Origin of the sequence: Microbacterium sp. LWH3-1.2, from assembly GCF_040675855.1 — a bacterium.
Classification (GTDB): Bacteria; Actinomycetota; Actinomycetes; order Actinomycetales; family Microbacteriaceae; genus Microbacterium.
Genome location: NZ_JBEGIK010000001.1, coordinates 2,312,903 through 2,337,119 on the forward strand (window position 1 = coordinate 2,312,903; position 24,217 = coordinate 2,337,119).

The following is a 24,217-nucleotide window of genomic DNA, read 5'->3' on the forward strand; positions in this document are numbered from 1 at the left end:
AGCGTGTGTCAATGCGCGGACGTAACAGTCCCGTCGGCGGGCGGAATCGTCACCACGCCCGACGCCCCGTCGACGGTCACGTCGACGCCCGTCGTGATCGTGTCGGTCGCGCGCGCGACTCCGACGACCGCGGGGATTCCGTACTCCCGGGCGACGACGGCGCCGTGGCTGTTGGCGCCGCCCATCTCCATGACGAGTCCGCCGGCGGTGAGGAACAGCGGCGTCCAGCCCGGATCGGTCGATGGGGCGACGAGGATCTCCCCGGGCTCGAGGCGCGCCCCGACCGGGTCGAGGATCACCCGCGCCGGCGCGGTGACGGTCCCCGCCGATGCGGGGGTGCCCCGCAGGGCGCCGGGAGCGTCTGACGCGCCGCTGCCACCGCCCACAGCCTCGGGCTCCGTCCCGTCGGACAGGAGCATGCGCGGCACGTGGCGGCGTCGCAGCTCGGTGTCGTAGCGGTCTCTGCGCGCGCGGATCGTGGTGCGCATGTCTGTTCCTGCCGCCGCCTGCTTCGTCTCTTCGAAGTCGAGGAAGAACACGTCACCCGGTTCCGCGATCCGTCCCGCAGCGGCGAGCTCGACGCCGATGTCCACGAGCGCCGCCCGAGCACGGCGCATCGCGCTGATGATCAGGAACTTCGGCATCTCGCGCATTCCGACGAGCGCCCGAGCGCGCCGCAGGCAGAACCCGACGGCCGCGGCGCGGAGCCGGCCACGCCGACGCGCGCGACGGACGAGCGTGTCGATCATCGCCTCGGCGCCGCGCGCACCGACGGCGAAGTGCTGGGCCGGGGTCGCAGCATCCGTTTCGAGGCGAAGGTATCCCGCCAGCACACCGAACAGGTGTGCGGGGTCCTCGCCCCAGCGCGGCATGCCGAGGTCGATCTCGGCAACGGCGCGGTGGCCGTAGCGGGCGAGGAAGTTCGCCATCGTCCGCTGCAGCACGCCCGGCAGGGTCCCGGCCAGATAGGCGTCGGCGAGATCTGCGGGGGCGAGGGTGCGAAGCGCCGCCGCCGACTCGGTGTCGCGTCGTGCTCTGACGGCGATGTCCCAGAGCTCGAGATCCATCTGGGTCGTGACGTTGTCGGGCGCGCTGCGCAGCACCTTCTGCAGATCGCCCGGCTGCGTCGAGCCGCGCAGCAGACGCCCGGCGAGTCCCAGCATCCCGAAACCGACGAGGGCGCCGGGCAGGCTGCGCGGCGCGAGCGGCATCGCGCGGAAGAGCAGATCGACAACGCCGTCGATCCGCGTCGGGATGTCGCCGGCGGGGATGTCCCGCGTCCGGACCTCCCTCGCCAACCGGTGCACCCGTTGCTGCGCCGCTGCCGGACTGAGGAGCGCCTGCCCGACCACGAGCGGGAGACGGATGCGGGCGGCCACGTGGAGGAAGCCGCGCGCGAAGTGTCGCCGCGAGCGGGGGAGCACGGAGAACCTCGGGTCGGCGAAGAGGCCGCGCACCACGACCGCGGACCGCGCCTCCATCACGTCGAGCGCCCGCGGCATGATCTCGCGGCCGACGGCCGACCGCACGACCGGCGTCGCATCGACGAAGATGCGGTCGCCCCCGATCGCGAATGCCCCGGGTCCGTCGGCGATCCGGGCGGGACGGTGGCCGATGAGGTCGAGGAACCCCGAGCCGATCACCCGGAAGGCGGCGATTCCCATCGGCGTGAGGGGGCGGTGGAGTCCCTGCGCGAGGCTGACGCAGAAATAGATGCGGGTGTGGGAAGCGGGAAGGGGGGCGTCGCGGACGGGCACCGGGAACAGCGTCGTGATCGGCCTGGACTGGGTGAGCCACGCGTGCCCGTCGGCGTCGATCGCCCACTCGATGTCCTGCGGACTGCCGAACGCGCGCTCCACCCGGTCTCCGAGCGCCGCCAGCGCGCGTACCTGGGAATCCGTCACGCTCGCCGCCTGGGCGCCGTCGCGGCCGGCTCGACGATCGAGGATGCGTCCGGTCGCCGTGTCGACGACGAAGTGATCCGGGTCGACCGAGCCCGATACGACGGCCTCGCCGAGGCCACGGGCAGCGTCGAGCACCGCCTGCCGCCGACGGCCGGTCACCGGATCCGCGGTGAACAGCACGCCCGCCGATTCGGCGGCCACCATCCGCTGCACGACGACCGCCAGCGCGACGCCCGCGCCGTCGATGCCCTGGGCGGTGCGGTACGCCACCGCGCGGTCGGTCCAGAGCGACGCCCAGCAGCGGTGGACGGCGTTCAGCACTGCGTCGACTCCGGCCACATCCAGGTATGTGTCCTGCTGGCCGGCGAAGCTCGCTCCCGGAAGGTCCTCCGCGGTCGCCGAGGACCGGACGGCGACGGGACCCGCCCCGGACTCCAGCCGGGCGTAGGCATCGCGCACCGCGTCGGCCACCGCGTCGGGGAACGGCGCCTCGAGAACCGCCGCACGGGCGGCCGCAGCATCCGTGATCGTGCCTGCTTCCACGGCCGATCCGCGGACCGCATTCCGGTACGCCTCGGTGGTGACGCAGAAACCGGGCGGCACCTCGAAGCCCGCGCGGATCAGCTCGCCGAGATTGGCCGCCTTGCCGCCGACGGTCGCGAGGTCGTCGGCCGACAGCTCCGCGAGATCGACGACCAGAGCCGTGCCCGCGTCGACGGGCTCCTCTCGAGTGGACGCGGCCATGGTGTCGTCCTCTCGGCCAGGTCGGCCCACGCTCGTGGGCTCAGGTGCAGAATCGCACTCCGCGCACCCCGCCACAAGATCGACCGGATGTCGTCAGTCTGTCCAGGCCTGTTCGATGGGGATGCTGCGTTCCAGCACGTTCTCGGCGGCCCGGTGTCCCGAGAGCATCGCGGCGGGAACCGTCGCCGGGTCGTCAGTCCACGTCGCCTCACCGGCGAGGTGGAGCACGCCTCCGATGGGCGTCGCGAGGTCGTCGTGGTCGGCCGTCGTCGACCCGACCGTCATATAGGCGTACGAGCCGTGCGACCACGGGTCGTCCTGCCAGTCCGTGACGTGCACGTGCGTCGGCGCCTCGACGCGGTCGCCGTACAGGCGCCGCAGCTGCACGAGCACCGACTCCACGATCTCGTCCTCCGTCCAGTCGCGCGTCTGGACCGCCGCGGGCCCGGCGGCGAACGTGAGCAGCGTCGGCGTGCCGTGGAGCGCGGTGAGGTCGTACCACGAATGCCACCAGCGACTCTCGGGCCCCTGCTGGCGGATCGCGTAGACGCCGTCGTCCCAGAACTTCGCGGGGAACCGCAGGAACACCTTCTCGAACGCGTTCATCGCGAGCCTGCTGAGTGCCCCCGCGACAGGGTCGGGCAGCGGCGGTTCGATCACGAACTCGTCCGACTGCAGCACGCCGACCGGCACGGTGACGATCACGGTGTCGGCGGCGAACAGCCCGTGATCGGTCGTGACCAGCACCCCCTCGGGCGACCACTGCACGTCCGTCACGACATGGATGAGACGGATGTCGAGACCCTCGGCCAGCCGCCGCGGCAGGCGGTCGTACCCCTCGGGGAACACGACCTCGTCGCCGTCGATGGAGTCGTCGTCGAGTCCGTGGGCGGCGAGATCCTCGATCCAGGCGCCGTACTGCTCCTCCGAGCGGTGCTCGAGGTACTCGCGCACGCGCTGCGTGCGCTCCGCGTCCCAGCCCTGCGCCGCGAGCGCGGCATCGGTCACGTCGCGGTAGGACGCGGCGGGTTCGGAGGCGGCGATCACGTCTCTCAGCGTGGCGTCGACGGTGTGGATGTCGTCGATGTACGCCTGGGCGCCAGCATCCGTCAATCGAGTCCCGTCGGGGCCGTAGTAGGCGATGGGGCGGCTGTCGGGCTGGTAGCCGCCGACGGTGAACTCGACGGTGCGCATGCCGAACGCCTCCGCGGCCGCGGCGACGGGGGAGTCGTTGATGCCGTGGATCCAGGAAGCTCCCATGTCGGTCACGGTCCCGGGGAAGTGGCGGTCGGTCGAGATGCGGCCGCCGACGCGATCGCGGGCCTCGAGCACCACGACACGACGGCCGGCTCTGCTCAGGAGGCGCGCGGCAGTCAGTCCCGCGACTCCCGCTCCCACGACGATCGTGTCGAAATGGTCCATCTGCGATCCTCCCCGGCCGCGCTTCCCTGCGCCCTTCGACGCTAGCGGCTTCCGGCGGGTCGCCGATCCACGGGCGCCGCCGAGGTCAGAGCTTGTACCCGATCGCGCGCAGCAGATCTCGGCGGTCGGCGACGTCCTGTTCGGTCTCGACGCCGACCGGCGGCTGACCGTCTATGACGCCCGCGACGCCGCGGCCGGCGTCGGTCACCGCGACGAGGAGCTGCACCGGGTTCGCGGTCGCGCAGGAGATCGAGCAGACCTCGGGCACGGCCTTCACCTGATTGAGGACGTTCACCGGAAAGCCCCCGCGCAGCATGATCACGAACGCGTGACCGGCCCCGATCGCCAGCGCCGCATCGACGGCGAGCGCGACGAGGTCGTCATCGTTGCCGGTGCGGCGCACCAGCCGCGCACCGGATGCTTCGCAGAACGCGACGCCGAACCGGAGCGTTCCGCCGACTCCGGCGAGCGCTTCGTGCAGGTCCTCCACGGTCTTGATGAAGTGCGACTGGCCCACGATGACGTTCACGTCGTCCGGCTTGTCCAGCGGGACGACCTCGATGTCGACGGTCATGGGAACCTCCTCCGACAGCGCCAGCCTAGACTCCTCGCCCCCTCGATGCGCGGGGAGCCCGCGAGGGCGCCTCCGTACGGGCATCGCAGGAACCGCTGAAGCGACTGCTCGACGGCGAGTTCCGGCGCCCGTATGTATCAGGCCCGCGCGGGCGGCCTCTGAAGAGTCGTCCAACTCGACCCTGAGGAGCTGTCATGCGTGTTGCATACCGCGTCATCGCCTACGTCATCTGCGCGCTGGTCGCGCTGCAAGCCGCTTCCCATGCCTGGGCGTCGGCCGGTCTCGGCCTGTACATCGCGCAAGGCGGCGTCGTCGACGCCTCCGCGCAGGAGGGCCCGCCGCCGTTCCCGGAAGTCTTGGGCTTCATGATCCACGGCATGAACGGGATGTTCGTGATCCCCGCGCTCGCGCTGATCCTGCTGATCGTGTCGTTCTTCGTGAAGGTGCGGCACTCGGTGACGTTCGCCGCCGGCGTCCTCGTGCTCGTCGTGCTGCAGGTGACGCTCGGACTGCTCGGTCACGGCATTCCACTGCTCGGTTTCCTGCACGGCATCAATGCACTGCTGCTGTTCACGACCGCGCTGCTGGCGGGGCTCAACGCCTCGAAGCTGCGTGTCATCGCGAAGGCGGACGCCGTCGCGCCGGCGGCCGTCGGTGCTTCCGCGTAGGACGGACTCGGCGAAGAGCCGGTGGGGCTGGTTCGCTCGCCGGCTCGGGGCCGTGCTCGGCGTGGTCGCGGTGGGACTCGTCGGCTGGATGTGGTGGGCCAGCGTGCTGCCCGGCTCGTACTCGGCGCTCGACATGGGCGTTCCCGACTTCGGGGGCGGGCCGGGCTCTGAAACCCACGGCGCGGCGCACGGACACGTCAGCGCCGCCGGCACAGGCACCGCGGCGAGCCCTCCCGCCGCGGATGAGACCAGCGTGACCGACCTGGCCCCCGACCCCGACCGCCCCGCCGACGTCCACGTCGAACTCACCGCTCGGGCGGAGCGCGTCACGCTCCCGGGCGGCGCGCCGTTCGACGGATTCACGCTCAACGGCGCCACGCCGGGCCCGACCATCCGGGCGACGGAGGGGCAGCTCGTGGAGGTGGTGCTGCGCAACGAGGACGTGCCCGCCGGCGTGACCGCGCACTGGCACGGGGTCGACGTGCCCAACGCGATGGACGGTGTGGCCGGCGTCACTCAGGACGCGGTGATGCCCGGGCGGACCTTCGTCTACCGCTTCGTCGCCGAGCAGGTGGGAACGTTCTGGTACCACGCGCATCAGGCATCGCACCCGCAGGTCGTCGGCGGCCTCTTCGGCGCGCTGATCCTCGATCCCGCCCCTCAGCCGGCCGCTCCAGTCGCCGCGGCCGTGAACCCTCCGGCCGTCGACGTCGCCGCAGCGATCCACACGTACCCCGGAGGCGAGCGCACGATCAACGGGGCGATCGGCGACTCGCACCAGGAGGCGGCCCCGGGCGACAGCGTCCGCGTGCGACTCATCAACACCGACTCGACGCCGACGAGCGCCTGGGTGAGCGGATCGTCCTTCCGAGTGCTCGCCGTCGATGGTCACGATCTCGTAGGCCCCACCGCCGTCGCCGATCAGAGCGTGCAGATCACCGCGGGCGGTCGTGCCGACCTCGAGGTCCGGGTTCCCCCCAGTGGCGCCGTGCGCGTCCAGGTCCCCGGCGCCTCGCTCGTCGTCGGGCCGCATGGCGCTCACGCCGACCCGACGTCGGCGCCGCGGGACCCGCTCGATCTGCTCGCCTACGGCGAGCCCGCCCCGACCGGATTACACCCGGACGCCCCCGACCGCCGCTTCACCTACGACATCGGCCGCCTTCCCGGTTTCCTCGACGGACGCCCGGGCTACTGGTGGACGATCAACGGCGGCATGGGGGCCGGCGTGCCGATGTACATGGTCGACGAGGGCGACGTCGTCGTGATGACGATCTCCAACAGCAGCGGCGAAGGACATCCGATGCATCTTCACGGGCACCACCTGCTCGTCCTTGCCCGTGACGGCGTGCCCTCGTCCGGCAGCCCGTGGTGGGTGGACTCCCTCGATGTCGCGCACGGCGAGTCGTTCGAGGTCGCATTCGTCGCCGACAACCCGGGCGTGTGGATGGACCACTGCCACAACCTCCCTCACGCTGCGGAGGGCCTCATGACCCACGTCGCCTACAACGGCGTCACGACGCCCTTCCGCCTCGGACGAGACACCGGCAACGACCCGGAGTGAACGTCCGGCCGGGCCTGTCCCGTGAGAGTGTGGGGCGCATGACCCTGCTCGACCCGCTCCCGCCGAACGGCCCGGTGCTCGTCATCCGCCAGGAGGAGCGAGCGGATGCTGCGACCGACCTCGAACGGTCCGTCGAGCTCCTGCGGGCGGTGGCGACCGGCACGATCGCACAGCCGCGCGTCGTGCGCCTCTACAGCCCGGTGCCGACCGTCGCGATGAGCCGCCGCGAGAGCCGCATGCCGGGGTTCGACGTGGCGCGACGCGCATCGCAGGAGCGCGGCTTCACGCCGGCCATCCGTCCCACGGGCGGACGCGCCGTGGCGTACGACGAGACCTGCATCGTCTTCGACGTGGTCGCGCGCGAGGCCGACGGAGCGATCGACCAGGTGCGGTTCTTCCGCGAGATCGGCGACGCGCTCGCTGCGGCGATGCGCGGGCTCGGCGTCGACGCCCGCGTCGGCGATGTGCCCGGGGAGTACTGCCCCGGCGAGTTCAGCATCAATGCGCGCGGCGCCGTCAAGCTCATCGGAACCTCGCAGCGCGCCGTGCGCGGCGCACGACTGCTGAGCGGGATGCTGCCGCTCGGCGGCGTCGAGCGGTTCACCGACGTTCTGAGCGCCGTGAACGCGGCACTCGAACTCGACTGGGACCCGGCGACCTTCGGCACGCTTGCCACGGAGGTGCCGCGTATGCCCCGGGCGATGGTCGAGCGCGCCCTGATCGTCGCGCTCGCCGGGGGCTGACCCCGTCACCCGGTGATCGACCCGAGCGGTGTCCCGCGTACGACCACGCGCAGCTCGCCGGCGTCGCGGCGAGCCACGTCGTGTGCGAGCCCGTCACGGTGATGGCCGCGCAGATCGAGGGCGCCCCCGGAACTGGGTCCTAGCGCGCACCTTGCCCGGTGACAAGCCCCTCCACAGGCCGTTCTGGCCGTCGCAGGCTGGAAGGACCCCAGAAGGAGGACCGTCATGAGCGACCACATGGACACCCCGGAGCAGAACCCCGGCGCCGGCACCCCGCCCGACGCCCGTCAGAACGTCCCGCAGAACGCCGCCTCGCAGCAGAACGTCGAGCGGGAGGCGTCGTCCCGCCAGGACGCCATGCAGGACGACGCCGTCTCGCGGGGCGAGATGGAGCATGAGGCCGTCGAGCACAGCGCGACCACGGATCACGACGTGATCAGGCACTGGGCGGAGGACCGCCACGCGATGCCGGCGACCGTCGAAGGCACCGAGCACGACGGGAACGTCGGCGAGCTCCGGCTCGACTTCGACTTCGGCAACGACCTCGAGGACCTGCGACAGGTCGGCTGGGACGAGTGGTTCCGCGCGTTCGACGAGCGCGGACTCGAGTTCGTCTTCCAGGAGACCACTCGGCCCGACGGATCGCCGTCGAACGACTTCCACCTCGAGCCGGCGGGTCACACGCGCACCTGACACTCGGTCCGGGCTGCGTCCGCGGGTGCGGGAGACTGAACGCATGGGTTTCACGCGCGCCGAGCTGGAGTCGTACCGCGGGCGCAGCATCCCGGATCTCATGCCCTCGCACCCGAAGCTGGTGTTCGTGGGCATCAACCCGGGCCTCTGGACGGCCGCCACGGGCGTGCCTTTCGCGCGCCCGGGCAACCGCTTCTACCCTGCCCTCGTCGCGGCGGGCATCATCGAACGGATGCCCCGCATCGACGACGACGGCATGGCAGAGGCGGATCGGCGCGCGCTCCTGGATGCGGGCATCGGGATCTCGAGCATCGTCCGGCGCGCCACCGCGCGCGCGGACGAGCTCTCCCGACGGGAGCTGCGTGAAGGTGCGCAGCGGCTGGAGCGGGATGTCGTCGCGTGGAAGCCCGAGGTCGTCGCGATCCTCGGGCTCACGGCGTACCGGGAGGGCTTCGGGCAACCCCGGGCGGTGGCGGGCCGGCAGCCGGGGGACCTCGGCGGCGCAGCGCTGTGGGTTGTGCCCAACCCGAGCGGCCTGAACGCGCACGTGACAGTGGCGACGCTCGCCGAGGCCTACGCGGAGCCGGCGCGTGCCGCCGGGGTGATCGCGTGACCCGCGACGTCGCGACGGCGCGGCCTCGCGCGCGTCGCGTCGTTGCCGCGCTGTTGCTCGCTGCGACGATCGTCGCGGGGCTGGTGGTGTCTGGGGTTCTTCCCGACGGGACCGCGACCGACATCGCCGGCGACGCGCTCTACGCCGTCGCGGCGTACCTGGCGGTGGTGCTGATCGCCCCACGTCTCCGTCCGCTCGCCGCGGGTGCGATCGCCGCGGCGTGGTGCGTCGCTGTCGAGCTGTTCCAGCTCACGGGCCTCCCTCTCGCGTGGGGAGCGCAGCTCTCGCCCGTGATGCTGGTTCTCGGCACGGTCTTCGACCCCCGCGACCTCGTGGTCTACGTGGCGATGATCGCCCTCGCGACCGCCGTCGATGCGGCGCTCGGCAAAGCGTCGGGCCCGCGCTGAGCGCCGTTTCGGCTCGCTCGTTCCTCGCTCGCTCAACGACCGGCACTGCGACACCCGCTCGTTGCGCGAGGGCGCTCCAGCGCCCGCAGTCGAGACGCCTGAGCGCGGCGCGCCGTCAGGAGCGCGGATCCGCCACATCGGCGCGCGCCCGGGCCACCACGATCCCGCGCTGCGAGGTCGGGAAGCGGGCGAGCATCTCCCGCAATTCGTCCGCATCGACGTCGGCGCCGAAGGCCTCGGCGCCGGGCTCGAGCATGATTCCCGCGGCGAGAGGTCCTGCCAGCACCGGGTCGAAGCCCAGATCGTCGACCAGCCGCATCACGACGTCGACGTCCGATGCCGAGTCGCCGGCGACCGCGATCGCCTTCCGTCCCGAAGACCCGGCCGGCCGCGCCTCCTCGTCGAGGTCGCGGTAGCCCATGTGATTGAACGCCTTCACAACCCGCGCGCCGAGGAGAAACCGCTGCACCGTCTCGCTCGTCGTCGTGCGCAGGTCGCCGAAGTCGGCCCGCAGCCCGTCGACCTCCCACCAGTAGTTCATGGCGTCGATCACGAGCTTCCCCCGTAGTGCGTCGACGGGCAGCGTGCGGTGCTGCGGGAGCGGCAGCGCGAGCACGATCGCATCGGCGTCACGTGCCACGACGGATGCCGGAGCCGCGACCGCCCCCGGAGCCACCGCCTCGATCGTGCCGGCGATGCGCGACGGGTCGCCTGACCCGGCGATGAGCACCCGGTACCCGGCCGCGCGCGCCAGTCGTGCGAGCGCCCGCCCCACGCGCCCGGCGCCGATGATCCCGAGAACCCGGATCGGCCGCTCCTGATCACCCTGACCGCTCACCGGCCCAGGCTAACGAGCGGCGGCGGGTTGCAGCATCCGTCATCGCGACCGACGATGGGGGAATGGGGGATGCCGAGACCGACGGCCCGGCGGCGCACGAGCCCGCCGTGCCGCAGGGTGATGAGCGCGTGCCGGCGAGGCGAAGACTGTGGGTCTGGGCGCTCGTCGCCCTCGCCGCGATCGTCCTCGCGGCCGGTGTCGGCGCAGCCCTGTTGCTGCGCCCGCCGCCCGCAGACCCCGCCCCGACCCCGACCTCCACCGCGACTGCCGCGGCCGTGCCGACCCCCACCCCGACCCCCACGCCGACGCCCACACCCACCGGGTTCGCCGCGAACACCGCCTCGTACGACGTCTCGGCCCTCCCGCAGATCAACGTCTTCGCGGTCATCCCCGCGCTTCCCGTCGACGATGCGGCGTTCGCGACCCCGCTTGCCCTGCGGGCCGCCGCGAAGGGGACCGGTGCCCCCGTCTGGGCCGACCCCACCGCCCAGCCGGTCGCGTACCTGCCGCACGAGTACTCGTACGACGGCACCACCGTCCCCGTGGTCGAGGAGCAGGACAACTGGGTCAAGGTGCTGCTCACCGGGCGCCAGGCTGTGCCGTCGCAGGGCAACGCCGCGCAGACCACCGGATGGATGCGCAAGACCGACGTCGATCTCGCGCCGAGCGATACCAGCGTCGTCGTGAGCATCTCGGGCCGCACGATCGACATCGTCCGCGCCGGCGTGCCGGAGCGCATCGCGGCCGACTTCGGCTGGGGTGCCGATCGCACCCCGACACCGCTCGGCCGCACGTTCATCATGACCACCCGTGTCGTGCCCGAGTACGCCTACACCCGCGGTCATCCCATCGTGTACCTGTCGGTGCAGTCGCCCGCCCTCGACGGCTTCGGGGGTGCGGATGTCGCGGTCACGGCCTTCCACTACCACGACGATCGCTCGGGCGCGATCTCGAACGGATGCCTCCGCGTCGACCCGTCCGCGATCACCAAGCTCTCCGAGCTCCCGCTGGGAACCCCGGTCATCGTCAACCCGTGACAGATGCCGCGAGGCGCCCACGCCTCACGCGAAGGGCCGGGACACGTCGATGATGCGCCGCAGGCACAGCTCCATCGCCGCGCCCGCCGCCAACTCGGCGGGATTGCATCCCGCGGCCTTGCGCAGTGAACCGAGTGGGATGCTGGAAGACGACCGCACCCCCCGAACCTGGAGGATCCTCATGCAGCAGCGCGCACTCGGCCGCACCGGACGCTCGGTCTCGGCCATCGGCCTCGGAACCTGGCAGCTCGGCGCCGACTGGGGCGCGGTCACCGAGGAGGCCGCGACCGCTGTGCTTGCAGCATCCGTCGACGAAGGCGTCACCCTCTTCGACACCGCCGACGTCTACGGCGACGGGCGGAGCGAGTCCCTCATCGGCCGGTTCCTCGCCGCCCGGCCGGGCCACGGCATCACGGTCGCGACGAAGATGGGGCGGCGCCTCGCGCAGGAGCCTGAGAACTACACGCCTGAGAACTTCCGCGCCTGGACCGACCGTTCCCGCGCCAACCTCGGCGTCGACACTCTCGACCTGGTGCAGCTGCATTGCCCGCCCACGGCGGTGATCGACGACGACGCCACGTACGACGCGCTCGACGCGCTCGTCACCGGCGGTGCCATCGCGGCGTACGGCGTCTCGGTCGAGACGACCGCGCAGGCTCTGGCGGCGATCTCGCGCCCGAACGTGACGAACGTGCAGATCATCTTCAACCCGTTCCGCCTCAAGCCGCTCGACGACGTGCTGCCTGCCGCCGAAGCGGCCGGCGTCGCGGTCTTCGCACGGGTGCCGCTCGCGTCGGGCCTCCTGTCGGGCAAGTACACGGCGCAGACCACGTTCGCCGCCGACGACCACCGCACGTACAACCGCCACGGCGAGGCGTTCGACCGCGGCGAGACGTTCTCGGGCGTCGACTTCGAGACCGGCATCCGGGCGGCCAGCGAGCTCGCCGCAGCCCTGCCCGCCGGCGTCCCACTGCCCGCCGCCACGCTCGCCTGGATCGCCTCGCGCCCCGGCGTCACGAGTGTCATCCCCGGTGCGCGCAGCGTGCAGCAGGCCGAGGCCAACGCCGCTGCGGGCGCCCTGCTCGACAGTGCTCTCGAAGACGCGGGCTTCGACCTCGCGGCGTTCGACCGCGTCGTGCACGACGTCTACGACCGCGACCTCCGCGACGCGATCCATCCGCTGTGGTGACCGTGCTGCCCTGATGCACGGATGCCTCGACCCCGCGCAGCGCGCACGCGGCATCCGGTTTCCGGGGGGGTCACTCACGAAGACCCGGCCGTTCTCGCCGTTCCAGAGCGTGGTGTAGGTCTGTCGGCAGGGTGACGCGGCCGTCCGACACGCCGGGAGTATGGTGTGGCTTGTGCCCCTCGCCCCTCGCGTCGCCGTGGTCATTCCGTGCCGGAACGACGCGGACTATCTCGACGCGTGCCTGGCAGCACTCGCCGTGCAGACGCATCAGCCAGACGTCGTGATCGTCGTCGACAACGCCAGCACGGATGCCTCCGCCGAGGTTGCTCGGGCGTACGAGGCGGTCGTGGCATACGAGCCGTCGATCGGGATCTGGCCCGCCGCGGCTCGCGGGTACGACGAGGCGCTCGAGCACGCCGACATCATCGCGCGGCTGGACGCGGACTCGCGCCCGCACCCGGACTGGGTCGCGAGACTCGTCCGCGCCTTCGTCTCGGATCCCACACTCGGCGTGCTGACTGGCGGCGCGGAGTTCTACGGCGGCACGGCGGTCCAGAACTACCTCGGCGAACACTGGTACATCGGCGGCGGCCATTACTGGATCAAGAAGTGGCTCGGCATCCCACTGGTGTTCGGCTCGAACTTCGCGATGCGCACGCCCGTATGGGAGCGCGTGCGCGACCAGGTCGACCGCGGCAACGCGCGCATCCACGACGATCTCGACCTCACGATCCGGCTGCGCTCGTCGGACGGCGTCCGCTACGACCCGCAGTTGCGCATGCCCGTGTCGGCACGTCCGGTGCAGACGCTGTCGGGGCTGTCGCGGCGAGTGTTCCGGGTCGCCTCCACGTTCGCCGCGAGCTGGCCCGAGGGCGCCAAGTGGCGGCGCGCCGAACCGTCGCGAGTGGCGTCCGGCTCGGGCGAGTGGATGCCCGAGGGCGACGACTGGGCGCCCGAGTACGGCCGCTGACGCCGGGCTCAGCCGCCGAGCTCGGGGGCAGTGAGATAGACGTACGCCGCCAGCGCCAGGACGTTCGCACCCACCGTTCCCCAGAACACCCGGCGGAACGATCGCTTGCGGGTCTTGTGGCGGAACACCTGCTGCGCGACGAGCGCACCCGGCCAGCCGCCGACGAGTCCGAGGATGAGCAGTGTCGGCTCCGAGACGCGGTTCGCCTGGCGGCGGGCCGCCGCCTTGTCGATGCCGTAGACGGCGAACGCGACGATGCTGGCCGCCCCGTAGAGTGCCGGCACCCACCACGCGAGCCCGAGCGCGACGTACGCGCCCGCAAGGGCCGCCGCGAAGGCGACGAGCGTGATCCAGCTGAGCGCCGCGGGCAGCGGCTTCGAGAGGTCGCGACCCGGTCGCACCGGCGTGGCGAGGGGAACGCGAGGGCGCGGGTTCGGCATGCGCACGATCCTATGGGGGGCGGGTCGGCGTACGGTGTCAGAATGCATGAGCTCACCGAAGAGGCGCTGATCGCAGCATCCGTCGATCTCACGTGGCGGGAGTTCACGGTCGCGGGTCGCCTGTCGGAGTGGTTCTGGCCGCCGCGCTTCGAGACGACGGCGGTCGTCGAGCTGCGCGAGCTGGGTCGCTGGGAGGTGCGGTCGGTGCCCGTCGACATGGCGGTCGAGGGCACGGTGCTCACCTTCGCGGCGCCGCGTGCTCTGAGGCTGGGGTGGCGATGGGCGGGGGAGGGGCATGCCACCGACGTCGAGATCGAGCTGCAGTCCGCGGCGGATGCCGCGACCCGCGTGATCGTGCGGCACTCCGGCTTCGCCACCACGGCGGAGCGCGACAACCACATCGACGGCTGGTCGAGCTGCCTGCAGCGACTGGTTGATCGCCACGGCGGCGCGCCGGGCGAGCATCTGTAGGGCGGGTCTCAGCGGCCGGACGACTTCGGGCGGCCGCCGTGCGCCGCACTGATCAGGACCGCGTCGAGCTCAGGTCCGGTGCAATCGTGGCCCGCGTTCGGGATCTCAACGAGGCGCGCGTCGGGGAGCGCGGCGACCAGGTCGAGCGCGGCCGCGCGTGGACCTCGCCGGTCTTGCGCTCCGCGCACAATGAGGGTGGGCGTGCGGATCGAGGGGAGTGCGGGGCGCAGGTCGAGCGTCATCACCTCGAGCAGCGCGGCCGTCGTCGCCGGCCGCCAGTCGTCGAGGAGCGCCCGAGCCCGGGCCCGCCGCTCGGGCGCGGAACCCGGCGCGAAGACCGAATCCAGAAAGTCGTCGGCCCATTCCTCGACGGGATGATCGATCGTGAACCGCGCGGCGTCCATCCGGTGAGCGAGCGCCTCGGGGTCGAGCGACCCGCCCCATCCGGCGTAGGCGCCGACGAGAACGAGACCGCCGACGACGTCGGGGTGATCGCGGGCGAGCAGCAGCGCCACCACCGAGCCCATCGAGAAGCCCGCCACGCAGGGCGAGGTCAACCCGAGTGCGGTGAGAAACGAAGCCGCCGCATCGGCCCAGTCGCGGTCTGTCCAGTCGGCCGGAACGTCGTCTGACCCGCCGCATCCCGGGGCGTCCCAGGCGATCAGCTCGACCGAGGCGGTGAGGCGGTCGAACTCGTCGCTCCACGCCCTCGAGTCCTCGTAGGCTCCGTGAAGCAGCACGAGCTGTGCTCCGCGGCCCTCCCGTCGGTACGCGATGCGGATCCCACCGGCCACGATGGCGGCCATGCTCGAAGTGTACGCTCGGCGCGTCGGACCTGCTCGCTACCCTCGTGTTCGTGATCATCGAGTTCGACGGCGACGTCTTCCGCTGGGCTGCACGTGAGGATGCGGCCTGGTTCTTCACCTCGGTGCCGCCCGAGCTGAGCGAGGAGATCCGTGAGATCCCGCGCCCGTACCGCGGCTTCGGCTCGGTGCGCGTGCGGGCGCGCATCGGCGGCAGCGAGTGGACGACGTCGATCTTCCCGTCGTCCGACTCGGGGTCGTACGTGCTGCCTTTGAAGAAGGCGGTGCGCGACGCCGAGCGGCTGGTCGACGGCGGCCCCGTGACGGTGAGGCTCGAGGTACTGGACGGCTGATCACGTGGTGCTCTCGGTCCCCGGCTCCGGTATGTTTGCGCTCGAGAATCACTGTGCTGGGGAGCATGATGACGGACGGGTCTCAGGGGGGACCGCCGCCCGGTTGGTACGTGGACGACTCGCGTGCTGACCGCTTGCGGTGGTGGAATGGCGCTGCCTGGACGACGGACTACCGTCCGGTGACGACGGATGCTGCGGCCACCGATGCGACGGACGTCGCCGAGGCTGCGAGCGCGGCGGCTGCGCCGGCGAGCCGGGCACAGCTGCGTGCGCGACGGGCGGCGGATACGGATGCCGCGGATACGGATGCCGCGGCTGCGGGTGCTGCTGCTGGCGGTGCTGCTGCTGGCGGTGCTGCTGCTGGCGGTGCTGCTGCTGCGGGTGCTGCTGCTGGCGGAGCGTCGAAGGCTCCCGGTGCGGCGGTTGCGTCGCCCGAGGCGGCGTCGGTCGCCGAGGAGCCGCATGCGGCCGCGATGTGGCCGGCGCCGTCTTCGCTGGCTGAGCCCGCGGCGGCGCGGGACGAGGCATCCGTGGATCTGCCATCCATCACACAGGAACCCGAAGCCTCCGCGCCCGCCCCGACGCCGGCGGATGAGCGGATGCCGACGCCGATCGTGTACCAGCCGGTGTCGAGCTCGTACGTGGGGGAGATGCGTCCGCCGCTTCCCGAGGCTGCGCCGGCGAACATCCCGGCGCGCGCGTCGATCGTGCTTCTCGTCGTGGGCGCGCTCGGCGGGCTGGCCGTCGTGTTCTTTCTGGGCGGCTGGAACGAGTCCGTCGCGGGTCTGGTCAGCCTGGTCAGCGTGGCCTTCGCGGCGGGTGCGTTCTTCCTCGCGATCGGCGGCTTGATCGTGGCGGCGCAGCGCCGGGCGAGCAGGCTGCTGTCGGGGATCGCGGTGGCCGTCTCGATCGTGCTGGTGGGCTGGCTCGTGATCGTCGCGACGCAGCAGGCGCTCGCGATCCTGAACTGAGGGCGGATGCCGGTCGCGCGTGCGACCGCGCCGTCGTGCGTGCGGTGCGGTGCGGCGGAGCGGAGGCCTTTGGTCGAGCGTGCGTCAGAACGGCGGTGGTTCCACCGGCACCGTCAAAGACGTGGGTGACACCCACCATCTCGCGCCGGTGACGTCGTCCCGATGAAGCACCCATCTGCTCTTGGTCTTAAGTGCGTGGTGCTGTTCGCACAACGGACTCAGGTTGGTGTCGGCGGTCTTCCCGCCGTACTGCCAGTCGAGCCGGTGGTCGATATCGCAGTCTCGGGCGGATCGCATGCATCCGGGGCCGGTGCAGACCTGGTCGCGAACGCCGAGCCACCTTCGGAGCGCTCTCGGGACGCGGTACGTGGTGCGGTCGACGTCGAGGACCGTGCCGGTGATGGGGTGAGTGAGAATTCGGACCCAGCTGGATGCCTCACCCGCAAGCCGCCGGGCGGTCTCGGTGTCGATCGGGCCATACCCGTCGAGCGTTGCCGGCTCATCGTCGTGTCCGAGAAGGGTCATGACGGGCACCGTCACCGCGACGGATGCGCGCGAACGCCCGGCGGCGGGCTCGGTGCTGGTCGACATGCCTCGGGTGATGAAGTCGAGCACGACGTCGGTGCGGAGCTGAGCGAGCGTGCGCTCCTCGCCGTCCTGTGCGCGCAGTTGTCGCGCGTGCGCATCCGCGAATCGTTCGACGGCGATCACCTCATCGGCGGGCGCCAACACGGTGAACGAAGCCATGCCGTCCGCCTCGCGCTGGAACCAGACGTTTCGCTCGTCCTTCGCGCGCTTGTGCCGCTCATCGATGTGCTCGGGGTGCACACGTTCGCGCACGATCCTGGCCCGCGCGCGGAACTTTCCCGGCGCGAGCGTCTGCGACGACCCCTCGAGGTCTTCGTCGAACCTCGCCCACGCGTCCTTTGCGCGGGCGGGAAGGGTCGCGGCCTGCGCCGCCGCCGTCGCCGCGTTCTGCGCGACGATGCGGCCCGACCGGAAAGCCTCCCAGATCCTCGGGCACCGCTCGCGCAACGTGTCGGCGTGTGCGGCGCGGGTGCGGACCGCGTTCTCCGACATCCCCAAACGCACCGAAATATCCAGCGCGGCGGCCCGCACGGCCATGCTCCGCCGCTCGGCGCGTACGGCCGCCGCCGATCGTCTCTGCGGATCGAGCCATGCGGGATCCAGCGTCGGGTCGGCGCCGACCCACGGGTCTGGGCAGGCTGCAGCATCCCTCAGAACATTCGCGATCGCCGCGTATTCGTCTGCGATGAGCACCCGAGCGCGGATGCTGATGCCCTCGAGCTCGTACATCGCCACGCTGTGCGCCTCGCCGCTCGCTTCGACGTCAGCGAGGTCGAACGGGGGCGCGTGCTCGCCCGGCTCGAGCACGTCAGTCGGTGCGAGGAAAAGCTCGGGATCGTCGCAGATCCAGGGCCCCGGCTCGACATGGCTCGATGAAATGCTCACATCTATACGCTAGTCGGAACCCCAGACATTCGATCGAATCATCGATTCCCGTGTGATGGCTATCTGCCCGCCATGCGCGTTCCAGTTCGTTCCGGACGAACCTGGAGTCGTCCGTCCGGCGCGGCCGTGTGCGGTCGTTTCTGTTGGTCGCGAGCTTCGTCGTCATGCTTGTCAGAGACCTCGGCGGGCGGCCGGATCCCGGCGACCGCGTCGGCCGCGACGGCCGCGACGGCCGACGCTGCCGCGTCGAGTCTGAATCCCCCGTCGAAGGATCGTAGATCCATCCCCGCGGCGGCGCCTGGCCGCCCGGGCCGCCGCCGTCGGTCGTCCGATCATCCCAGGACGGTGCACGCGCGGTTGCCTCATCGGGACCTCCTCGTCCCTCGTGCGGACTCCGGACGCCAGAGCCCACCGCCTCCCCAATGCGCCCAGGGTGGCGGGACGATGACAGAGCCGCCCGCAAGATTGCGTGACCGGCGCCTGAGGCATTCTTAGGCGAACATGGCATGCGCGTGCGTTGACATGGGGTCCCGCGGATGACAGCGTCAGTGGCGGGAGGGGATTCACGCTTTGCGCGTGTGTCTCAAACCCAGCTCTAACAGAGACTGGGATGTGTTACTGGGGTGTTTGAGACCGGGCGCTTGGGCGCGCTCCGGTCGGTTAGAGCTGACCTATCAACTCACACTGGGGAGAGACGCGCCATGCGTGCAACAATCAAGAACTACATCGACGCTGCCAAGCGGCGTCGTGAGGAAGAGGGCGAAGAAGGCTTCTCCCTCATCGAGCTCATCATCGTCGTCGTGATCCTCGGCATTCTTGTCGCGATCGCGATCCCGGTGTTTGCGAGCATCCAGGGCAACGCCGAGGACAACGCGCTCCGCGCCGCAGCAGCCAATGGAGCAACGGCGGGGGCCTCTGAGATCGCGAATGGCGCCACGGACGAGGATGTCATCAGTGGGGCTGCCGCCACTGCAGGGGACGCCCCGGATATCGCAGTCTCGTCTGTGGGCACGACCCTAGACGACCTGTGCGCCACTGCGACTGGGTTCGGCAAGACAGTATCCGCGGGACCAGCAGCTGATTGCGCGAGCGACGTGGCTCCGGCGGGCCCGTAATCGTCCCACGACTGAATCGCACCGGGGTCGAGAGCACCGTCAAGTTCTCGACCCCGGAGGCGCGATAGGCACGGGACTCTGCCACTTGGGGAGGTGGGCGGATGAGCGATCGCAGCAACGACGTTATGGGGTTCAGTCTCGTCGAAGTGGTCATCGCGATGTTCTTGCTGGGCATCGTCGCCATAGCAATCCTGCCGGCGCTGTGGCAGGGGATCGTGTTCTCGTCGCAACAAGCTTCGACAGCCACCGCCACGCGCTACATGAACTCGATCGTCGACGACGCACGCACAACTCCGACTTGCACGTTCCTCGGTTCGATTGCCTCGCTGCCCGACGTCACCGACGGTCGTGGAGTGTCGATGTCAACTTCTTCGACCACCGTGTCGGGATGTGCTCCGGGATCGACCGCCAAGATCACTGTCAACGTCGTCGCCGAGGGACGCACGCTCGCGACGACGACTGCGCTCATTTACATCCCATGACTTCCTCCACGCGAACGAACGACGAGGGACTCGGCCTGATCGAGTTCATCGTTGCGATCGTCATCACCGGCATCGTGATCGCCGCGGTGGCGACGATCTTCGTCAACTCGTGGAGAACGCAGGAGCAGGTCACCACCGTCACGCAGGCGACGAATCGCGGGCAACTCGTGTCTTCGACGATCGAACGTGCGATGCGGAATGCGCTCTATTTCGAGGTCACGGAGAGTGGGACGGTGCTGCGGGTCAGGACCTCGCTCACTGGCGAGCTCAAGTGTCAGGGATTCCGAATTACCGACTCGGATGCCCAGTTGACAACTGCATCGGCTGCGTTGGCGTCCCCCAACAGCTCGTGGCCGGCGTGGCAGTCCGGCATCGAGAAGCAAGGAACAACGCCCTACCTCGCGCGTACAACTGCAGGCTCAGTCACGTACACATTCAAGATCACAACCGATGCCTCGCCAGTGACATTCGCGGGCGATGTTCTACCGCGGTCGATTCAAGACACAGGGAGCGACGGATGCTGGTGATCGATCGGTTTCTGAACCGCACGCGTCAGCAGGACGAGGGCGGCGCCGTCCTGGTGACGGTTGTCGTCGTCATGTTCGTCGGCTTCATCATTGCTGCGACCATCGCAGCCTCAGTCGTATTCACCATCGGTGCCAACGTCGACAACAAGGACCGCACACAGGCCTTCATCGCAGCCGAATCGGGACGCGACGCCGCCGTCGCGTCCATCAAGTCAGCGATCACCTCCACAGGTCTCAACTGCGCATCGGTGCCCATGGCTGCGAACTCGACCGCAGGCTCGGCCCCGATCTTCTCCTATACGATTCGCTCGTCGGAGGCCACGGTGAGGCCGACCGGTTGGGATGCGAGCGGCGTCACCACCACGTGTCCCAGTCCGACCACGAAGTGGGTGGTCATCCGATCCACAGGAACTGGGACGAACGACGCGCAGACCACCATCGACGCGGTGTACCCGTGGTACCACGGCCCAGCCACCACACCGTCCGGCACCGTGGCCTTCTTCGAGGGGGAGTTCAAGGCAACGAAGTCCACCTACACCGGCGATCTCGTCATTCGCGAGGGCGACTACGAGTGCAACAACGGCGCGACGGGCGCCATCGACGGCGACCTCTGGGTCCTCCGCGGAGGGCTGACGATCACTGACGACTGCACCGTCACGGGCAGCGTCTATACCCGCGACGCGATCGAAATCAAGAACAAGAAGTTCACTGTGGGTGGCGATGTGATCTCTGTCGCGGGTCAGATCAAGCTCAATGTGAACGGGGTCAGCATCGGCGGTGACGTTTACGCCGCAGGCAACATCGACACGAAGAACGGCAAGGGCAAGGTCGACGGTTCCTTCAGAACCCACCTCGCGATGGTCGATCACGTCCCGGCCGATTGGACGAGAGCTGACGGTGTCACCCCGGTCCCTGTCCTGACGGGGGAGCCGACTCCCGTCATCTCGCCGACGCTCGAGCAGGTGTTCGCAGCGACGGCGTGGATCGAACTGACGGCCTCGACGACCTGGAGCTCTGCTGCGCTCCCCGTGGACGCGCCTGCGCCGGGCACGGTGTGCACCACTGCACAACTCCAGGCCGTTCTCAGCGCAACCGGCACTCGCGCCGTCATCGACATGACAGGTTGCCCCGCCGGCGGCAGCGGCATCAAGGTCGCACCGGGGAACGTGACGGTGGCTCGCGATGTCGTCATCCTTGTTCCCTCCTCGGAGAAGATGGACCTCGAATTGACCGGAACCATCTCCCGCCCGACCGGAACAACGCTGGCGGCCGGACCTCAGCTCTTGATCGTGCACCTCGATCCGAATGGAAGCGATGGACGTCCTCCGGCGTGCTCGTCGTCGGCGCTCGACAAGTTCTCCGCCGGAACGACCAACAGCGTGCGGACACTGATCTACAGCGCCTGTGGCATCGGCAGCACCATGTCGCTGACCATGTCCGGCCAGTTGTACATGGGCAGCGACGGACTCCACCTCAACGGCGGAACGTTCACCTGCATGCCTATGTCGTGGGCGCCGACCCTGCCGACGATCAGCTGCGGCATCAAGGGGACCGGGGGCATATTCGACCCTTCGAACACGGTCACGCGATTGGACAATCTCGCGTACCAGTCAGAGCGTTAGCTCATGAGCGCGTTCATTGTCTTCCTCGTCGTCATCGCCGGGATCCTCGGCCTCCTCATCGGGTCGTTCCTCAACGTCGTCGCCTACCGGGTGCCGGCGAGGATTTCGCTTCTGCGCGAGAGCCGCTGCCCGCACTGCGACACGGCGATCAAGTGGTGGCAGAACGTTCCCGTCGTCTCGTGGATCGCGCTGCGTGGGAGATGTGCGACCTGCAAGGCGCCGATCTCGGCTCGATACCCGATCGTCGAAGCGGTGACTGGCGTCGCCTTCGCCGTCGTCACGTGGTGGGGCCTCGTTGTATACGAGGGACTGCTGGCGATGAATCTGCCCGCCTACCTGAGCCTGCCGACGGTCGACGGCATCGTCCGGCCCGCGGATCTCTGGGCACTGGCTCTCGTCGTCGTCGCATTCCTCTACTTCGCGGCGATCTCGATCGTGCTCACGCTCATCGACCTCGACACGCACCGACTGCCGAACAGCATCGTGCTGCCGAGCTACCTCGTGGCCGGCATCCTGTTCACCGTCGCCGCCTGGCTGACTGGCGACTGGGCCGCTCTCGCACGCGCGGCCATCGGCATGGTGGTGCTGTACCTCTTCTATTTCCTGCTGCGCGCGGCCCGTCCCGGCGGCATGGGTGGGGGAGACGTCAAGCTCGCCGGGGTGGTGGGCATCTACCTCGGGTGGCTGGGATGGGGCGCGCTCGCTGTGGGGGCGTTCGCGGCTTTCCTCTACGGAGGAGTGTTCGGCATCGCGCTGCTGCTGCTGCGTCGCGCCGGACGCAAGACCGCCATTCCGTTCGGGCCGTGGATGATCCTCGGCGCGTGGACCGGAGTGTTCGCCGGCGAGGCCGTCGGCAAGTGGTACGTGAATCTCTTCGTCGGCGCCTGACGCCGACGTCTTGGGGGAAGGGGAAGTCATGGGGAAGACGATTGTCGGGCTGGAGGTGACCGAGGAGAGTGTCCGCGCTGCGGAGATCTCGCTCGGTCGCAAACCCCAGCTCGTCGCCTACGGCGAAGTGCCGCTGCCGCCCGAGGCAGCGCGCGACTCGGAGGTGCTCGACTCGGGCGCCGTCGCGGTCGCGCTCCGGCAGCTGTGGACCGGCGCGAAGTTCAAGAGCAAGGATGCGGTGCTCGGCGTCGCCAGCCGCCGCATTCTCGTGCGCGAGTACACGACTCAGGCGATGCGGCCTGATCTGCTGCGCGAGGCGTTGCCATACCAGGTGCAGGACCTGCTGCCGGTTCCCGCCAGCCAGGCTGTGCTCGACTTCTTCCCGCTGTCGCAGGACGCAGACCAGGTCTCGGGCCTGCTCGTCGCGGCCGTGTCGGAGAACATCGAGCAGATCATCTCCACCCTCGCGAAGATCAAGGTGCGCGCGCAGGCGGTCGACCTATCGGCGTTCGGCCTCGCTCGCGTCACGGCACCGCTGGCGTCACGGGAAGAGACCGTGGCGACGGTGAACATCGGGGACCACACCACGCAGGTCGTGATCTCACGGGGTGGCGTTCCGCTGTTCGTCCGCTTGCTGCCGATCGACGTCGCCACTGCCGCGAGCCGTCGGAACAGCACGGAGGTCGCTGCGCCCGAACTCGAGCTCGCCGTCGCCGGCAACGGCATGGGAACGGGTGCCGGCCTCGCCGCACCCGGTCGCACGCGCGGTGCCATCCGGGCGGCCATGCCCCCCGGTGTCTCCGACCTCGCGGCCCGCCTCCGGAGCACGCTCGCGTTCTTCGGCAGCCGCCCGACGGCAGCGCCGCTGACACGGATGTTCGTCACGGGCGCCGGAGCCGGGGTCGAAGGCGTGCTGCCGGCGCTGGGCGCCGCCATCGACACCCCGATGACCGTCGTCTCGGTCGGAGACGTGATCTCGATGTCGACACCGCCGCCCGCCGGTGAGGTCGCGCTCAACCTCGTCGGGACGGTCGGGACCGCACTCGGGGAGGCCTCGAGATGACCGCCATCTCCGTCCCGTTCTCGGGAGCACCCCGCGTCAACCTCATGCCGCGCAGCGAGGTCGTGCGGCGCGAACGCGATTCATTGGTGCGGCTGTGGGTGTGGATCGCCCTCGGGGCCATCGTCGTCGCGGTGCTCATCATCGCCGGTGCGTTCGCCTTCAAGTTCTTCGCCGACCAGCGACTGGTCGCCGAGCAGGCCCGGACCAACGCGCTTCTCACCGAGATCGCATCGCTGTCGGAGGTCAGCCAGGCGCTCGCCGCTGAATCGGAGCTCACAGAGTTCCGCACCGACGCCATGGCGACCGACCTCGCCTGGACGCCTGTGATGGCGAAGATCACCGGGGTGCTCCCGGCCGACACGACGATCACCGGCGTGGACCTCGCCGTGGGCGGTGTGCCGCAGGGCGACGACCCGGCCGTCGAACAGGCTCTCGTCGGCACCGTCACCTTCGACAGCCCGACCCCGCTCGACATCGTGGCTCTCATCCGCTCCCTCCGCGGGGTGGAAGGCGTCTTGTACGCCGACGGGCAATCGGTGACCTCGAGCCAGGTGTCGGCGGATCGCTTCTCGTATCTTCTGAACGTCGAGTTCGACCAGTCCGTGTACTCGAACGAGTTCGCGGCCGACGAAGGGGGTGAGTGAGC

At 70.1% G+C, this 24,217-nt stretch carries 27 protein-coding genes; 19 read left to right on the forward strand and 8 right to left on the reverse strand.

Features of this window, described 5'->3' with window-relative positions; genetic code table 11:
• Positions 1 to 8: 8 nt before the first annotated feature.
• From MRBLWH3_RS10660 to MRBLWH3_RS10670, 3 genes are all read right to left on the reverse strand, one after another.
• Positions 9 to 2,648 (reverse strand): PEP/pyruvate-binding domain-containing protein, encoded by a 2,640-nt coding sequence (locus MRBLWH3_RS10660; protein ID WP_363431530.1) that lies wholly within the window; start codon positions 2,646 to 2,648, stop codon positions 9 to 11.
• A gap of 93 nt (positions 2,649 to 2,741) precedes the next feature.
• Entirely contained in the window at positions 2,742 to 4,070 is a 1,329-nt protein-coding gene (locus MRBLWH3_RS10665; protein ID WP_363431532.1) for a flavin monoamine oxidase family protein, read from the reverse strand.
• Positions 4,071 to 4,155: 85 nt separating this feature from the next.
• Positions 4,156 to 4,644 carry an adenosine-specific kinase gene (locus MRBLWH3_RS10670; RefSeq protein ID WP_363431534.1) on the reverse strand — a complete coding sequence of 163 codons (489 nt, stop codon included), beginning with the start codon at positions 4,642 to 4,644 and terminating at the stop codon, positions 4,156 to 4,158.
• Between the two features lie 194 nt (positions 4,645 to 4,838).
• Between MRBLWH3_RS10670 and MRBLWH3_RS10675 the strand changes: the two genes are divergently transcribed.
• From MRBLWH3_RS10675 to MRBLWH3_RS10700, 6 genes are all read left to right on the forward strand, one after another.
• On the forward strand, positions 4,839 to 5,312 hold the full coding sequence (locus MRBLWH3_RS10675; protein WP_363431537.1) for a hypothetical protein: 474 nt from the start codon (positions 4,839 to 4,841) through the stop codon (positions 5,310 to 5,312).
• Positions 5,299 to 6,873 carry a multicopper oxidase family protein gene (locus tag MRBLWH3_RS10680; RefSeq protein ID WP_363431540.1) on the forward strand — a complete coding sequence of 525 codons (1,575 nt, stop codon included), beginning with the start codon at positions 5,299 to 5,301 and terminating at the stop codon, positions 6,871 to 6,873. Before MRBLWH3_RS10675 ends, MRBLWH3_RS10680 begins: the two co-directional genes overlap by 14 nt.
• A 38-nt stretch (positions 6,874 to 6,911) precedes the next feature.
• Positions 6,912 to 7,616, forward strand: coding sequence for a lipoate--protein ligase family protein (locus tag MRBLWH3_RS10685; protein WP_363431543.1), 705 nt, complete (start codon positions 6,912 to 6,914; stop codon positions 7,614 to 7,616).
• Between the two features lie 225 nt (positions 7,617 to 7,841).
• On the forward strand, positions 7,842 to 8,309 hold the full coding sequence (locus MRBLWH3_RS10690) for a hypothetical protein (protein WP_363431546.1): 468 nt from the start codon (positions 7,842 to 7,844) through the stop codon (positions 8,307 to 8,309).
• 43 nt (positions 8,310 to 8,352) lie between these two features.
• Positions 8,353 to 8,922 (forward strand): mismatch-specific DNA-glycosylase, encoded by a 570-nt coding sequence (locus MRBLWH3_RS10695; protein WP_363431549.1) that lies wholly within the window; start codon positions 8,353 to 8,355, stop codon positions 8,920 to 8,922.
• Positions 8,919 to 9,329: a DUF2809 domain-containing protein gene (locus tag MRBLWH3_RS10700; RefSeq protein WP_363431552.1), complete on the forward strand. Its 411-nt coding sequence runs from the start codon at positions 8,919 to 8,921 to the stop codon at positions 9,327 to 9,329. The genes MRBLWH3_RS10695 and MRBLWH3_RS10700 overlap by 4 nt, the downstream gene beginning before the upstream one ends.
• Before the next feature lie 115 nt (positions 9,330 to 9,444).
• On the opposite strand, the gene MRBLWH3_RS10705 is transcribed toward MRBLWH3_RS10700, so the two are convergent.
• Complete coding sequence (locus tag MRBLWH3_RS10705; protein WP_363431554.1) at positions 9,445 to 10,167, reverse strand: NADPH-dependent F420 reductase; 723 nt, start codon at positions 10,165 to 10,167, stop codon at positions 9,445 to 9,447.
• 62 nt (positions 10,168 to 10,229) lie between these two features.
• Here MRBLWH3_RS10705 and MRBLWH3_RS10710 point away from each other — a divergent pair, with 62 nt between their 5' ends.
• Entirely contained in the window at positions 10,230 to 11,204 is a 975-nt protein-coding gene (locus MRBLWH3_RS10710; protein WP_363431556.1) for a L,D-transpeptidase, read from the forward strand.
• A 24-nt stretch (positions 11,205 to 11,228) separates the two neighbouring features.
• Here MRBLWH3_RS10710 and MRBLWH3_RS10715 read toward each other — a convergent pair whose 3' ends face one another.
• Positions 11,229 to 11,363, reverse strand: coding sequence for a hypothetical protein (locus MRBLWH3_RS10715; RefSeq protein ID WP_363431559.1), 135 nt, complete (start codon positions 11,361 to 11,363; stop codon positions 11,229 to 11,231).
• A 22-nt stretch (positions 11,364 to 11,385) separates the two neighbouring features.
• Here MRBLWH3_RS10715 and MRBLWH3_RS10720 point away from each other — a divergent pair, with 22 nt between their 5' ends.
• Both MRBLWH3_RS10720 and MRBLWH3_RS10725 read left to right on the forward strand, forming a co-directional pair.
• Positions 11,386 to 12,393 (forward strand): aldo/keto reductase, encoded by a 1,008-nt coding sequence (locus tag MRBLWH3_RS10720; protein WP_363431562.1) that lies wholly within the window; start codon positions 11,386 to 11,388, stop codon positions 12,391 to 12,393.
• 172 nt (positions 12,394 to 12,565) lie between these two features.
• The gene (locus MRBLWH3_RS10725; protein WP_363431565.1) at positions 12,566 to 13,363 is read left to right on the forward strand and encodes a glycosyltransferase; all 798 of its coding nucleotides are present in this window, start codon (positions 12,566 to 12,568) and stop codon (positions 13,361 to 13,363) included.
• 8 nt (positions 13,364 to 13,371) lie between these two features.
• Here the strand turns inward: MRBLWH3_RS10725 and MRBLWH3_RS10730 are convergent, their stop codons facing one another.
• Positions 13,372 to 13,803, reverse strand: coding sequence for a DUF1294 domain-containing protein (locus MRBLWH3_RS10730; RefSeq protein WP_363431567.1), 432 nt, complete (start codon positions 13,801 to 13,803; stop codon positions 13,372 to 13,374).
• A gap of 42 nt (positions 13,804 to 13,845) precedes the next feature.
• Here MRBLWH3_RS10730 and MRBLWH3_RS10735 point away from each other — a divergent pair, with 42 nt between their 5' ends.
• A complete protein-coding gene (locus tag MRBLWH3_RS10735; protein WP_363431569.1) occupies positions 13,846 to 14,274 on the forward strand; it encodes an SRPBCC family protein in 429 nt (142 codons plus the stop codon).
• A gap of 8 nt (positions 14,275 to 14,282) precedes the next feature.
• On the opposite strand, the gene MRBLWH3_RS10740 is transcribed toward MRBLWH3_RS10735, so the two are convergent.
• Positions 14,283 to 15,080, reverse strand: a complete 798-nt coding sequence (locus MRBLWH3_RS10740) for an alpha/beta fold hydrolase (RefSeq protein ID WP_363431572.1) — start codon at positions 15,078 to 15,080, stop codon at positions 14,283 to 14,285.
• Positions 15,081 to 15,130: 50 nt separating this feature from the next.
• Between MRBLWH3_RS10740 and MRBLWH3_RS10745 the strand changes: the two genes are divergently transcribed.
• Positions 15,131 to 15,430 carry a DUF1905 domain-containing protein gene (locus MRBLWH3_RS10745; protein ID WP_363431575.1) on the forward strand — a complete coding sequence of 100 codons (300 nt, stop codon included), beginning with the start codon at positions 15,131 to 15,133 and terminating at the stop codon, positions 15,428 to 15,430.
• Positions 15,431 to 15,540: 110 nt separating this feature from the next.
• A complete protein-coding gene (locus tag MRBLWH3_RS10750) occupies positions 15,541 to 16,401 on the forward strand; it encodes a hypothetical protein (RefSeq protein ID WP_363431577.1) in 861 nt (286 codons plus the stop codon).
• Positions 16,402 to 16,485: 84 nt separating this feature from the next.
• Here MRBLWH3_RS10750 and MRBLWH3_RS10755 read toward each other — a convergent pair whose 3' ends face one another.
• Positions 16,486 to 17,874 (reverse strand): HNH endonuclease signature motif containing protein, encoded by a 1,389-nt coding sequence (locus tag MRBLWH3_RS10755; protein WP_363431580.1) that lies wholly within the window; start codon positions 17,872 to 17,874, stop codon positions 16,486 to 16,488.
• A gap of 701 nt (positions 17,875 to 18,575) precedes the next feature.
• Between MRBLWH3_RS10755 and MRBLWH3_RS10760 the strand changes: the two genes are divergently transcribed.
• The 7 genes from MRBLWH3_RS10760 to MRBLWH3_RS10790 all read left to right on the forward strand — a co-directional run bounded on the left by MRBLWH3_RS10760 (position 18,576) and on the right by MRBLWH3_RS10790 (position 24,215).
• A complete protein-coding gene (locus MRBLWH3_RS10760; protein WP_363431582.1) occupies positions 18,576 to 18,989 on the forward strand; it encodes a type II secretion system protein in 414 nt (137 codons plus the stop codon).
• 101 nt (positions 18,990 to 19,090) lie between these two features.
• On the forward strand, positions 19,091 to 19,471 hold the full coding sequence (locus tag MRBLWH3_RS10765; RefSeq protein WP_363431584.1) for a type IV pilus modification PilV family protein: 381 nt from the start codon (positions 19,091 to 19,093) through the stop codon (positions 19,469 to 19,471).
• Positions 19,468 to 19,998 carry a PilW family protein gene (locus MRBLWH3_RS10770; RefSeq protein ID WP_363431586.1) on the forward strand — a complete coding sequence of 177 codons (531 nt, stop codon included), beginning with the start codon at positions 19,468 to 19,470 and terminating at the stop codon, positions 19,996 to 19,998. Before MRBLWH3_RS10765 ends, MRBLWH3_RS10770 begins: the two co-directional genes overlap by 4 nt.
• Positions 19,989 to 21,620: a hypothetical protein gene (locus MRBLWH3_RS10775; RefSeq protein WP_363431589.1), complete on the forward strand. Its 1,632-nt coding sequence runs from the start codon at positions 19,989 to 19,991 to the stop codon at positions 21,618 to 21,620. The genes MRBLWH3_RS10770 and MRBLWH3_RS10775 overlap by 10 nt, the downstream gene beginning before the upstream one ends.
• 3 nt (positions 21,621 to 21,623) lie before the next feature.
• Positions 21,624 to 22,508 carry a prepilin peptidase gene (locus MRBLWH3_RS10780; protein WP_363431591.1) on the forward strand — a complete coding sequence of 295 codons (885 nt, stop codon included), beginning with the start codon at positions 21,624 to 21,626 and terminating at the stop codon, positions 22,506 to 22,508.
• A 28-nt stretch (positions 22,509 to 22,536) separates the two neighbouring features.
• Complete coding sequence (gene pilM / locus MRBLWH3_RS10785; RefSeq protein WP_363431594.1) at positions 22,537 to 23,571, forward strand: type IV pilus biogenesis protein PilM; 1,035 nt, start codon at positions 22,537 to 22,539, stop codon at positions 23,569 to 23,571.
• Entirely contained in the window at positions 23,568 to 24,215 is a 648-nt protein-coding gene (locus MRBLWH3_RS10790; RefSeq protein WP_363431596.1) for a hypothetical protein, read from the forward strand. Before pilM ends, MRBLWH3_RS10790 begins: the two co-directional genes overlap by 4 nt.
• The last annotated feature ends 2 nt before the right edge of the window (positions 24,216 to 24,217 follow it).